Source organism: Helicobacter saguini, from assembly GCF_000762875.2.
Classification (GTDB): Bacteria; Campylobacterota; Campylobacteria; order Campylobacterales; family Helicobacteraceae; genus Helicobacter_A; species Helicobacter_A saguini.
This window is the reverse complement of record NZ_JRMP02000025.1, coordinates 14,212-27,327: the sequence shown is the minus strand read 5'-3', so window position 1 is coordinate 27,327 and position 13,116 is coordinate 14,212. Positions and strand designations below refer to the sequence as shown.

General features: G+C 26.7%; 10 protein-coding genes and 1 pseudogene. All 11 read left to right on the top strand.

Going from position 1 to position 13,116, the window contains the following annotated elements; all coding sequences use genetic code 11:
• Positions 1 to 220 (top strand): annotated as a pseudogene (locus tag LS64_RS12580) (hypothetical protein); the annotation flags it as partial.
• Between the two features lie 10 nt (positions 221 to 230).
• The gene (locus LS64_RS11115; RefSeq protein WP_052062305.1) at positions 231 to 716 is read left to right on the top strand and encodes a hypothetical protein; all 486 of its coding nucleotides are present in this window, start codon (positions 231 to 233) and stop codon (positions 714 to 716) included.
• 9 nt (positions 717 to 725) lie between these two features.
• On the top strand, positions 726 to 1,445 hold the full coding sequence (locus tag LS64_RS12865; RefSeq protein WP_193554437.1) for a hypothetical protein: 720 nt from the start codon (positions 726 to 728) through the stop codon (positions 1,443 to 1,445).
• A 17-nt stretch (positions 1,446 to 1,462) separates the two neighbouring features.
• Positions 1,463 to 1,750, top strand: a complete 288-nt coding sequence (locus LS64_RS11105) for a hypothetical protein (RefSeq protein WP_034571747.1) — start codon at positions 1,463 to 1,465, stop codon at positions 1,748 to 1,750.
• A 19-nt stretch (positions 1,751 to 1,769) separates the two neighbouring features.
• Positions 1,770 to 2,057, top strand: a complete 288-nt coding sequence (locus LS64_RS11100; protein WP_118949299.1) for a hypothetical protein — start codon at positions 1,770 to 1,772, stop codon at positions 2,055 to 2,057.
• 501 nt (positions 2,058 to 2,558) lie between these two features.
• On the top strand, positions 2,559 to 2,849 hold the full coding sequence (locus tag LS64_RS11095; protein WP_034574021.1) for a hypothetical protein: 291 nt from the start codon (positions 2,559 to 2,561) through the stop codon (positions 2,847 to 2,849).
• Between the two features lie 8 nt (positions 2,850 to 2,857).
• Positions 2,858 to 6,307: a Tle-like phospholipase domain-containing protein gene (locus LS64_RS13425; protein WP_237416262.1), complete on the top strand. Its 3,450-nt coding sequence runs from the start codon at positions 2,858 to 2,860 to the stop codon at positions 6,305 to 6,307.
• A 3-nt stretch (positions 6,308 to 6,310) separates the two neighbouring features.
• Positions 6,311 to 9,820, top strand: a complete 3,510-nt coding sequence (locus tag LS64_RS11085) for a hypothetical protein (protein ID WP_034572601.1) — start codon at positions 6,311 to 6,313, stop codon at positions 9,818 to 9,820.
• A 12-nt stretch (positions 9,821 to 9,832) separates the two neighbouring features.
• Entirely contained in the window at positions 9,833 to 10,099 is a 267-nt protein-coding gene (locus tag LS64_RS11080; protein ID WP_034572599.1) for a hypothetical protein, read from the top strand.
• 46 nt (positions 10,100 to 10,145) lie between these two features.
• A complete protein-coding gene (locus LS64_RS11075; protein WP_052062556.1) occupies positions 10,146 to 11,894 on the top strand; it encodes a hypothetical protein in 1,749 nt (582 codons plus the stop codon).
• Positions 11,895 to 11,921: 27 nt separating this feature from the next.
• Complete coding sequence (locus LS64_RS11070) at positions 11,922 to 13,115, top strand: hypothetical protein (protein ID WP_118949301.1); 1,194 nt, start codon at positions 11,922 to 11,924, stop codon at positions 13,113 to 13,115.
• Position 13,116 lies beyond the last annotated feature (1 nt).

The following is a 13,116-nucleotide window of genomic DNA, read 5'->3' as shown; positions in this document are numbered from 1 at the left end:
CAAAAAGTATAATTTAGATTCTAATATTTTAAAGTCAAATAATACTAGAATCTTTTTTTATTCGCAATTATTACAAGGTGGGATAGAATCTAATAATGATTTATTGTTTGGTAACGTAGATTCTAATAATAAATTACTTGAATCTAAGCCTATTTATTATTTGCAAGATTCCATAGATTCTGTCATTGCGAATGAAATGAAGCAATCCATAAAAGAATAAGGACAATTAAATGATTAAACAAAACTTGCTTTTAAAACTTAAACAAATCTTTACATTAAAGAGAATCTTAAAAGGTCTAGTATCTTTATTTTTGATTCTATTCTTTGCAGGTGGGTGTAGTTTTAAATATATGGATTGGCAGTATTATAAGTTTATGTGGTTAATGAAAAATGAAAGTGGCAGATATATTTATGATGAAAAATTATATAATGAAATTAATCAAAACGGAATTAATACTAAACTATCAAATGGTTATTTTGTTATTACAAATTCACAAGAAGAATTTGATATAAAAATTATAAATAGTCGGTTGAAAGAATATAAAACATTTATACTTTATTATATAGATTCTAACGGAAATAAACATATTATCATGCACAATAAAAATTTTAGCTATTTTAATTATGGTTTATGGTTTAAAGGTGATGAAGGAGCAGGATTTTGGTTAGAAACCGAAAAAGTTATAGGTGGTTATTTACCAAATAATAAATTTTAAGGAATAAAAATGGACAATAAAACACACGAGACAAAGCTTAATTTAGCAAAAAAATTTTTAGATTGTACGAATTTAGCTGATGCAAGTTATGCAATGCTACATTATGTGTTTGAAAATGAAGAAGAGAGAATATATGATAGTATACTTAGTATAGCAAGATGGCAATTTGCTGACAAAATTACTTTGGAAGATAAAGTAAAAGCAGATAGAGAAATTAAGAATAGCAAAGGTGAAGTTATAGCTAATATTCCTAAAAATTCCAATACCGCCTATGCTCGTTGTATCGAAGCAAGATTTAATCAAGATGTTGTTTTAGAAAAAGGTATTTTGAAAGATAAAAAAATCAATAATGACCCTAAAAATGTAAAATCTAGCGATAAACTTTCCATTCGCACCATAGACTTTACCAATCGCTATGAGCTTCTAGCACACGAGCCAAATACTCGCTATGGATTCTCCGCTACGCTATTCAAAGACTTAGGAGAATTAGACAAGGTTACAGGTAAAAGAAAAAGTGTTGAGAAAAGTGAGCAATATATCTTAGCCTTTAGAGGCAGTGAATTAGGAATAGATGATTTAAGCATAGATTTAATCTTAGCTACAAATGGAATCCCTATGCAATGCTATGAAATAGCAAGATTCTATGAAGAAAAGATAAAATCTAAGATAAAAGATTCTAAGCTTATTGTGGTAGGACATTCACTAGGTGGGTATTTAGCACAAAGCTAAATGTGTAAAGGAGTAATATGCAAAAGTTAAAGAGATTTTACAAAATTTATATATATTTTGTTGCAATTATACTTGTAGTAGGTTTTGGCTTTATGGATGATAAAGGCAGGGTAATTTTCATAGGATTATATCTCATATCATTACCAATTTTTATCTACGGAACTTTTGTATATTATCCAAGAAAAATTTTAAAAAAAATCATTAAAATAAAAAATATAAAAAATGACACTTCAAATACTTTTGTATTGTTATATGTGTTGAGTATAGCATTTGTATTATTATATATTTACATTATTGCAAAATAAAACAATAAGGAGAAAACCAATGCCAAAAGTAAATTTAGCAAAACTAAAAGATTTAAAAAGTTACGCAGAATGTAGCAAAGTTTGCTATTGCAATGTATTAAGAAATGGAATGTTTGGAGAAGATTCTAAGGGCGATAAAGAAAATTTAAGCAATAAAGAATATAACAAACTACCTACATACTTCCAAGCATTAAGCATAGAATCTTCATGGTGGAAATTATGGAAAGATTATAAAGTGGAATTTACTATCAAACAAGCAAGTGAATTTGCAAAAAGATATGAAGTAAAATTTTATGTCTTTAAATAATATTAATAGATTTTGGAGAATTATAAAATGAAAAAGAATATTTTTAATGGATATAAAATTTATCTTCTTATATGCGTATTTTTGACATTGCTATCTATGATTATTGGACATGGTGAAATTACATTATTAAAGATAATATTATTTTTTATTTCACTCGCATTTACTCCACTCATTCCTTATATAACAATACTTTTAGCAATAAATACATTCAAAGATTTTAGGTGGTGGAAAATATTGATTTTGATATGTTTAGTTATACTGATGGGTATATTGCTTTATAAGGTCTTTGAGACATTTAGTCCTATTTGCTTTAAAGATGATAATCCTATTTCATGTCAAAAGGTGCTTTAATGATAGAGACAATTAGAAAAATTTATGATTACGCTGAATGTGCTTGGGCTAGTTATGAGTATTAAGCATTAAAGAGTATTTTATAACAAATAATGTTAAAATCGTTGTAGTAGGTTATTTAGCACAAAGTTAAATGCGTAAAGGAGTAATATGCAAAAGTTAAAGAGATTTTATAGAATCTATACGATAATAATAGCCTTATTAAGCCTGTTTTCAATGGTAATAACAGGACCAAATGGAATGAGTTTAGGAGAGACGATATTCACATTTGTCTTTTATATGATTTTACCAATTGTATTTTATGGAACATTTATATTTTTTCCAAATAAAATATTAAAGAAAAAAGACAATACACAATTAAATCAAGAAAAAACATTTAAGATTCTATATTTCATAGCCTTAATGATATTTATATTTGGCTTATTTGTGATAAATAGATAGGAGTATAAATGCCAAAAGTAAATTTAGCAAAACTAAAAGATTTAAAAAGTTACGCAGAATGTGCGTGGGCATGCTATTGCACCGCATTAAGAAATGGAATGTTTGGAGAATATTCTAAGGGTGATAAAGAAAATTTAAGCAATAAAGAATACAGCAAACTGCCTACATATTTCCAAGTCTTAAGCGTAGAATCTTCATGGTGGAAAATATGGAAAGTTGATTATAAAGTAGGATTTACTTTTAGACAAGCAAGTGAATTTGCAAAAAGATATATGGTAATATATCATCATGTTGATAATTGGAAAAATATTAGTGGATTCGGTGCTACTTTGTTTTTTGATACTTTAAAACAACGATATATACTTGCTTTTAAAGGGACAAATAATTTTAAAGATATTATCCAAGATATAGGATTAATCATAGGAGTAAATATTCAAAATAATGCTTTACTCAATTTTATGGAAACAATTAAGCCCTTTGTTGAAAATCAACCAAAGCCTATTATATTTACAGGGCATTCGCTAGGTGGCTATCTAGCACAATGGGCATTAATTTATTGTGATAATCTATATAAAGGTAGATTTACTTATTCTCCAAGTGAAGTATATACTTTTAATTCTCCTAGCATTCATTCGTGGTTTGCTCCAAATATTTTTATTAATCTCAATACATTAAAACTTTTCAAAGAATTTAGTGGATATTTAAGCGTTGATATTTCAAATAAACTAACACATATTTATGATAATGGTGGGATAAAAATCATAGCTTCAGCTCAATATGGTTCAAGCAATAAAATGCCATTATATACAGGAGAAAATTCACATTCTATTATATATATTGTTTTAATTTTGCAAGAAGCAATATTATATTTTTCAAGAGATGAAAATAGCAATAAAACTATTGAAGATTTCAGTGCTTACATAAAAACTCATGAAGCTCATACACCTACAATCTATGAATATTATCAAACAAAAGAGCAAGAAAAAGATATGCAGCCAAGCTGGTGGGATAGATTTAAATTTGATTTTGGTAGGATGCTTACTTTACCTATACCAAATCTTATTTCTTATTTCCCGCCACTTCCTACACCCACAAATGATTTACAAAAAGCCATTTTCTATCTAGATTCTAACCCTATCCCACAAAAGCCAAAGGATATAAAGTTTGCTTTTAGTGATACTTTTACTACTGATATAGGGATAGAAAAGCAAGTATTAGCAAATGCTATCAAACAAGCCCAAGAACAACAAGATACATACAAAAAAGAATTAGAAACATATAACACTTATCGTAGAATCTATAATGAAAACATAAAAGACTACAACAAAGATTTAGAATCTTATTTTAGAATCTACACTACACAAAGCAATTTATCCTATCAATATTATCAATACACAAATGCACTTTTAGCAAGACAAATATCACTTCAAATATCTTTAGATTCTAAAGAATATAGCGTTTATGATATATTAAATATTTTAGAATCTAAAAAATATTACTATACTTATGTAGATTCTAAAAACATAGAATCTTTAAATCTAAATGATTTGCAAGATAAATCTAAACTTGCTTATTTTTATTGTCTTTATCATTGCAATAATTTAATTGTGCTAGATTCTAATAATAAAGCTATACTAGATAAAAATATAGCAACAAAAAGCTTTGGATATAAAAATGACTTTGTAAATATATTTATCTTTAATAAAGATTCTATAACAAATGAATATTTAGAATCTAGAAAAGCTTTATATAAATCTTTTATGCTTTTAAAACAAGAAAGAATAGAAGTTATTGAAAAAGAAATAGAGCGAATAAATAATCTAAGTTTTAAAGAATATGAAAAAGAGCTAAAAGATTCTAAACAATATGTTATATTTAATGAAAATAAATCTAAAGATTCTAACAATATAGAATCTAATTTAGTTGATAAAGATTCCATAAAATCTAAACATACACAAAATAATCTAATCTTAGAATCTAAGGACAAATCTATAAAAATAATCTTTTTAGATTCTATAGAATCTAATATTTCAATGTCAAATCTAATTCATATTTATAATAATAAAATAGATATTTTTACAAAAGATAAAAGCATAATTGATATAGAATCTTTAGTCAAAAAGTATAATTTAGATTCTAATATTTTAAAGTCAAATAATACTAGAATCTTTTTTTATTCACAATTATTACAAGGTGGGATAGAATCTAATAATGATTTATTGTTTGGTAACGTAGATTCTAATAATAAACTTACAGAATCTAAGCCTATTTATTATCTACAAGATTCTAACGATTCTTTAGAATCTAACTCACAAGATTCAATAGATTCTAAAGATTCTACACAAACCCTGCAAGTATTTTTAGATTCTAAAGTCTTAACGATATTACATTATTCAATCTTAGAATCTAGTTTAAATATAAAGTTAGAATCTAAGTCTAAAGAAGCAAAGAAGATTCTGCAAAAACAAATAGATTGCCACGAAGCTAAAGCTTCTTGCAATGATAAACTAGATTCTATAGAATCTACCGCAATGCTTTGTCCTATTTTAGAAGATAACGAAATAAAATGTATTCATGGTGGAATAGTAAAATTAAAAAGTAATAAAGGTAAAAACTTTAAATCAAATAATAAATCAATGATTTTAGAATCTGATTTATTAAATAGCCAAATAATAGGTTGTCAAAATACTATCTTAGGAGTGCCTAGCCCTTGCAATCTTGTAAGTGTTATATTACCTACTGCTCGTGCGTTAAAAAAATATAATGATGATTATCCCATTATGCAAGATTTAGTAAATGGTAATGTTTTTAGCGACAAAGGTTTCCCATTGATTATCACTCCAAAACCAAACACTTTTAAAATAAACTCACCAAAACCTACATTAGATTCTAAACAAAATAAAGAATGTATAGAATCTAAAATCAATTATCATAAGCCCATATTTACTATTTGCTATAAAATAGATTCTTTGCAAAAAAATTCGCTTAATATATATCAATGTAAAATCAATGACAATGAATTAAAAAGTAATATAATATTAAATAGCTATGAATTAAATCTTATAAATTGCAAAGAATTAAACATCAATGATTTACCAAATAATATACAAGAAAACTATAACAATAAATATTTTATATATAAATCATTTATTATTCAATTTGATAATCATACAAGAGAATATATATATATAATCCCTAAACATATACCTAAGATTCTAAAACAAGCTTATGAGAATAATAAAGAAGCACAAGATAATAAAGACTATGGATACGGCACATTTAAACTTATAGATGATACGCACAAAGAATACAAACAAGAAAGTATATTATCCAAAGAAATATGGCTACTACCATCGTGCTGCAATAAACTTATGATAGAATTTGGTAATGAAAATAAAGAAAATACGAAATATAATCATAATGGCTATAATGCGTTGTCAAATATATATGTGAGGTAATAAATGGGAAATAAAAATAATACAGATATAAAACATACTATTACTATAAATAACATTTCACAGGCTAATAGCTCCCAAGATATAGTAGATTCTATTAAAAGATTTTTAAAAAGAGCTAAAGATAAACAGCTTGATATAAAGATTATCACCCCTACTGATTTTATAGCGGAGAGATTGTATAAAGATTTTAATGATTATATAGATAATTCTAAGGTAAATACATTTTGTTTTTATTCAGTTAAGCTAGATTATTTATTATCAAATACATACAAGCAACAAAGAAAAAAATGGCAAAGTAAGCTTAATATTACATATATCAATAAAGCAGATGAAAATCCATTAGAAATTTTTATAGATAAAATATCAAAACAAGCAAAGGATGAACAATATAATTTCTTTGGTGATATAGCATTGCTTGATTATAAAAACGCATATATACCGCAAAAGACAACAAAAAATTTCAATGATATAAAAGATACAGATTCTATAGGGATAAGATTTATAAAAGAATTTTTTATTGATTTGATGGATAGGGTAACAAATTATTATAAAACATATATTGAAGATAAAAAAGAACAACAAACAAAACTAAAAGATATAAAAACAAAGCTTATGAATGCTAGAAATGAGATTCTAAAAAATCTAAGCAATACAGAGCAGAACACAATAGATGATGAGAGAAGGGCTGCCTTGCTTGTAGCATTAAAGGTTGGTATATGTATTGTTGGGGTGTGTTTATCACTTGGTAGTGGCGGTGTTTTTATCGTTCTTGCTTTAAGCTTAGGGGCTACTTCGCTTATAAGAGAAATATATGATATATCAAAAGAACTAAATGAGCTAGAAAATAATAGATATTATAGAGCAGTCGCTGTGCCTATACTTACTGCGTTTTTTAAAGATATTAGCGATGTCCTTGCGATATGTTTTGTAGAATCTAATATCTTTATGCTACTTGATAGTGATGGGAATTTTGTGGATTTAGCTGGATTAGAATCTAAATTTTTTATACAAGAAAAATCTTTTAATATTACACCAAAACTTAATCAAATAATACAAGGTAAATATCATGGCAATATACAAAATATCATAGACATACTTACCCAAAAAAAGCCATTTACTATAAATGATAATAATGAATATTCATCTATGTGTATATCTCCTTTAAATATAGATTCTAATACCACAAGCCCAGCATATAATTTATTTAGCAAACTTGCAAAATCATATACAAATTTTGTTTATATCACACATCCAAATTTCACTTCAACAATGTTATCCCTAGCCATAAAAGAAAAGAATATAACAACACAATCAAGTAAAAATTATATCACACTTACTCCACCGCCAAATAAAGAAAAAGCAGGGAGTATGCAGCAAGCTATAAAAACACTAGATATACAAATACAAGGCAGACCAGAACCTCCTAAATTGCAAATTCAAAAACCAACACAAGATTATAGTGGCTATATACACGATGATATGACATTAGATAATATTTTTTTGTATATTTCTCCATTTGTAAAAATTAATCAAACAAAAAAAGGAGAATATAAAGACAATAAGCTACTATCAAATGATGATAGAGAATATATACAAAGCTTTATGTTGCAAGATGAAAATATAGAATCTATAAAGACATTACAAAAAACCTTTATTAAAGAGCATATAGAATATTATAAGTTTTTATTTGATTCTATAAAATATGAAGAATATACTTCAAATGATTATTTTGCCTTTGATAAAAAAAAATATGTCTATACAACAGAAAATATATTTTTAAAAGCTTTGCTTTTGTATTATTTAGAAGAAGATGGAGCAGAAATTAAAAAAGGATGGTTTGTAAAGTTTTATGCAAAAACAAGCAACATAGAGACAACTTTACAAGATAACAAAACAATATTTTTACTTAAAGACAATAAAACACAAGAAATTAATTTAATTTACTTAAAAAATCAAATTAAAGAAGCTATAAATGCGTATAAAAACAATGAAAATAATGATTGTGAAATAAAACTTACAAAAAATATTATATTACATCCATTTTCACAAGATATAAATAAGCTCAGCCTTGCGTTTATAAGTAATAGTATAAAAGAGCAATATATAAACTTTAGCGATAATAATTTAAATAAAGCACTACCACTTATTATGCAATCTATTGCTGAAAATATACTTACAAATCTATTGCCCACTACAAAGGTATTTTTTGCTGATACGCAAAGTAAAACAATAGAAGCTATATCAATACTTTTTATAACATTTGCTTTTGCATTATACGTAGCTCAAAAAGAAGGTAAATTTATATTATCCTTACTTAGTGTTGCTACTAATACAAATCTAGCTATTATAATAAAAAATGCAACACTAGAAACATTGCAAACAGCCTTTAATTATAAAAAAGATTCTATAAAAATTTCAAATAATATAAAGAAAAATACTCAAATTAATAATTTATTAAATCAAATAGATATAAAAACATTAAGTAAAGATAATACAATAAAGCTAGATAGAGCTGGAAATAAATTGATTATAAACAAAGAAAATAATCATATAAAATTAATTATTATAGATAACAACAATAAACAAATAAAACAGCCAACATACATCACAATACAGGCAAATAATACACAAACAAAAAATACAATAGCAAAAACAATGGGCATAGAAATGGCAAAACAAATATCTTTTGCTGTTATTCTTAGCATAGCAGATTCCATATTTACAAATATTATAAAATCTTTATTTAAAACAGATTCTAAAACGCTCTTAGAAAAATATAATATCTTAGAATCTAAATTACACAATATACACAATGCACCATTGCTTATGGATAATAATACATTTTTTACTTATCCTATGGCAATTGATTCTAGAATGATTATTTATAATTTTGCTTATGGATTATTTGGCGGAAATTTAAGCACTGGTGGATTAGAAATATCTCCAAATATATTATTGTATGCAGCACTGCAAAAACGCACAATGAAAGGCAACATAACTAATCAAAGTGCATTTACAAGGCAAGAAATAATAAAGCAGATTCTAGCTTTTATCATCCCAGATGAGCTAAGAGGTGGATTACAAGATAAAGACTTTTATGAGAATATGCTTAGAATGGATATTAGTAGCGGAATAGAATTAAAACAAAAATATAAACTAGATTATAATAATAAACAATTACAAGGCAAAATTGATAAAATTATAGAATCTTATAAACTAAACAAAAAGCAGTGTAAAAAACAAGATATAATATTTAATCCACAAGCAAATCAAAGCACAAATATCATTGTAGATTCTTATAACTTTTGCATTGATTATTTAGCCGATATGATTGATAATAAACCAAAAACAACACATACAAGAAAGTTTGTAGAATCTATTAGAAATATCGCAAAAAATAATATTTTAGCGATTTATGAAGGAGTAGCCGAGACAAATAAAGTGGGTGAGCCAAAGATATTTGGACGCATAGCAACAACGATTATACAAAAAGATGGACTATATTTAGGATAAAGGTATAAAAATATGGATAGAATAATAAAAGCAATAAAATATATATTTAATCCAAAACCAAAAAGCAAAAAACAAATACTTATTCAAGCAATGGTTATACTGCCAATTGGTTTTACCATAGGCTTTATAAAAGAAAAGCCAAAATTTGAGAGAATCTGCAAACGAAGTCTTCAAATCATACAAGATGATATAGATAGACAAGTAGCACTTGGTGCACTATCTATTTGTGGTAGATCTAGCTTTTCTAGTTATGATTGTAATGGCGTAAAAAAGAAATAAGACAAGAAATAGAGCAAAATAGAGAAATAACATTAGAGGAAAAATTATGTTCTTATTTGATAGCGGAGTAAAAACTTATACAATAATAGCACCAAATGGATTAGAAGTAATATTTGATGCAAAGACAAATCTTATTATGCCAAATGGTAAATATCCAAATGAAAAATACCCAGACCTTACAAAAGCCATAGATATAAAATCTAAAATGATAATTGATGCAAGAGAAGCTATGAATGCTTCGCCATATATTAATTATAAACCTCTTATTTTCAAAAAAGATTCTGATATGCAGGGCTTTAGAGGATATAGAAATGCAAATTTATATGTGCTAAATTGGAAAAATCTCTATCTTAAAGGTGGTATGAAAGGGATAAAAGTAGCTCCATGGACTAATAGCGAAAAAGCTTATTATAAAAGTCTAAATGGTAGAGATAGATACAACTATCTTGTTACAAGAAGTGGGATAAGAAGTGCAATAATTACATTGCCACCAAATGCTATGCGTGAGTATGAAAGAGCAAAAGAAAAAATATATATAGAGACTTATGATAAGGCAAAAAAGGAGTATGAAACTCTGCTAGATATAATAAAAGGGACAATGTTTTATGGCAAAAGCAATGAAGAGAGAAGGCAAATATATATAACAAGACATACTATGTTTGAGAGTGTGATACAAAAGCTTGAGTTTGTGTATAGCAAGAGTGGAGATTATAAGGCTGGATTGCTTTTAGCCGAAGTATATATGAATGAAGACTATTATATAGCAAAAGTATTATCAGCAAAACCATACGACCGCAAAGAAGATTTGTGCCCAGCCCTAAGAGCAATCGAGCCTTTTATCAAAGAAAAAACAAAAAAATCCATTGACATTTTACTTGCATTGATAAAAAAATATAATCTCCCCGATGCGTATTATGGTATGTATTTATATCACGAAAGTACTAAAAACTCAGATGAAGCATATAAAAACATAAATGTCATAAAAACACCAGAATATTGGTTTGAATTAGCCTTAAAACATGGAAGCTATGATGCGGTAAAATCTTATACTAATAGTCTAAGTAGAGAATTAAGTGCTGCAGAATGGTGTATAACAGCAGGAATATTGGGTAATAAAGATACTTTTCAATGGGCTAGTTATGGATTAAATCGATGGGGATTTGCTACAAGAGAAGGACAAGCTGAGATTCTATCAATGCAATTAGGATTTGATGATGAATTAAGAATTGGAAAGGATATGTATAAATTCCTTAAAAAGATTCCAAAAGATGAGTATGGACTGCGACCATTTTTAACAGAGCATATTAATGCAAGTTTTTATGAAGAATTAAATAGGACAAATTATGAAGGCGACCCTAGCTTTTTGCGTTGGGAGTTTTTAGAAAAAAAAGTTGAAAGTGGAGAATTATTAGACCCAATAGACCCTAAAGCTACCAAAGAAACTAGAGATAAATATCGCAAAGTGGCTATGAATTGGTATAAGAATCCTTATGATGCTCAAGGTTTTAAAGCAGATTGGGAAGATTATGTAGTAGAGCGACATTCAAAAAGAGTTATTTTACGTTCTAAGATTCTAGCGATAACACCACCACAAGGCTATCCAAACGCACCATTTTATTATTTTCCAGAAGAAATAGAAGAAAAGTTTGAAAAAGGCATTTTAGACTTTAATTTAGACCCTAGAATCCCAGCCATAGAAAGAATAGGATTCCCCAATGAATTGCGTCAAAAAATACTAGAATACGCCAAAAAACATAATATCAAAGATGAAAAAGTTGATTATGGTGCAAAGTGATTGTGAGATTCTACACAAACCCTGCAAGTGTTTTTAGATTCTAAAGTCTTAACGATATTACATTATTCAATCTTAGAATCTAGTTTAAATATAAAGTTAGAATCTAAATCTAAAGAAGCAAAGAAGATTCTACAAAAACAAATAGATTGCCACGAAGCTAAAGCTTCTCGCAATGACGAAAAAGTTATAGAATCTACAGCAATGCTTTGTCCTATCTTAGAAGATAATAAAATCAAATGTATTCATGGTGGAATAGTAAAGCTACAATCAAACAAAGGAAAGCCATTTAAATCAAACAATAAATCAATGATTTTAGAATCTGATTTATTAAATTCTCAAATAATAGGTTGTCAAAATACTATCTTAGGAGTGCCAACTCCTTGCAATCTTGTAAGTGTTATACTACCTGCTGCTCGTGCTTTAAAAAAATATAATGATGACTATCCTATAATGCAAGATTTAGTCGCTGGAAATATATTTAGCGATAAAGGTTTCTTATTAATTATTACACCAAAAACAAACACTTTTAAAATAAACTCACCAAAACCTACATTAGATTCTAAACAAAACTTAGATTCTATAGAATCTAACATAAATCTAACTAAGCCAAGTTTAAGAGTGCATTATAAAATAGATAGATTTCAAAAAGATAACTTGCCTGTTTATGCAATAAAGTTAAATGATAAGATTATAGAATCTAGTAGTGAAAATCCGCTAGATTCTATAAATATAACTTTGCAAGACTTAAAAGATTTAAATAAAATAAAAGAATATGATTATATAGAATCTAATTTTGTTTTTAACGATTTAGATTCTAAGTTAAAACAAGAATATGAAAATTATGATATTAAATCACTAGATTTACAGCTAGATTCTAACCTTACCACTTTGATATTTGTTATCCCGCAAAAGATTCCAAAAATATTTAAAAAAGCTTATGAAGATTATAAAGATAAAGACTATGGCGTAGGTAGATTTCAATATCTTTATAACTATTGTAAATGCAAAGAAATACAACAAGAAGACTATACAAAAGTAGGCTTAAATGGAGAACCTTTAGTGCATTATATAATCACATTATTATCACCTACCAAACTAGATTCTATTAATATTAATCTAGCAAATGGATTAGATAAATTTATAGAATCTAGTAAAGATTCTAACACTTTAAGAGTGGATATAATAAATGGCGGATATAATGATAATTTATGGGAGAGATAAA

What these genes read in the sequence shown, in the direction of transcription:
- LS64_RS11115 (WP_052062305.1), top strand. Translation starts at nt 231, where the DNA reads ATGATTAAACAAAACTTGCTTTTAAAACTTAAACAAATCTTTACATTA.
- LS64_RS12865 (WP_193554437.1), top strand. Translation starts at nt 726, where the DNA reads ATGGACAATAAAACACACGAGACAAAGCTTAATTTAGCAAAAAAATTT.
- LS64_RS11105 (WP_034571747.1), top strand. Translation starts at nt 1,463, where the DNA reads ATGCAAAAGTTAAAGAGATTTTACAAAATTTATATATATTTTGTTGCA.
- LS64_RS11100 (WP_118949299.1), top strand. Translation starts at nt 1,770, where the DNA reads ATGCCAAAAGTAAATTTAGCAAAACTAAAAGATTTAAAAAGTTACGCA.
- LS64_RS11095 (WP_034574021.1), top strand. Translation starts at nt 2,559, where the DNA reads ATGCAAAAGTTAAAGAGATTTTATAGAATCTATACGATAATAATAGCC.
- LS64_RS13425 (WP_237416262.1), top strand. Translation starts at nt 2,858, where the DNA reads ATGCCAAAAGTAAATTTAGCAAAACTAAAAGATTTAAAAAGTTACGCA.
- LS64_RS11085 (WP_034572601.1), top strand. Translation starts at nt 6,311, where the DNA reads ATGGGAAATAAAAATAATACAGATATAAAACATACTATTACTATAAAT.
- LS64_RS11080 (WP_034572599.1), top strand. Translation starts at nt 9,833, where the DNA reads ATGGATAGAATAATAAAAGCAATAAAATATATATTTAATCCAAAACCA.
- LS64_RS11075 (WP_052062556.1), top strand. Translation starts at nt 10,146, where the DNA reads ATGTTCTTATTTGATAGCGGAGTAAAAACTTATACAATAATAGCACCA.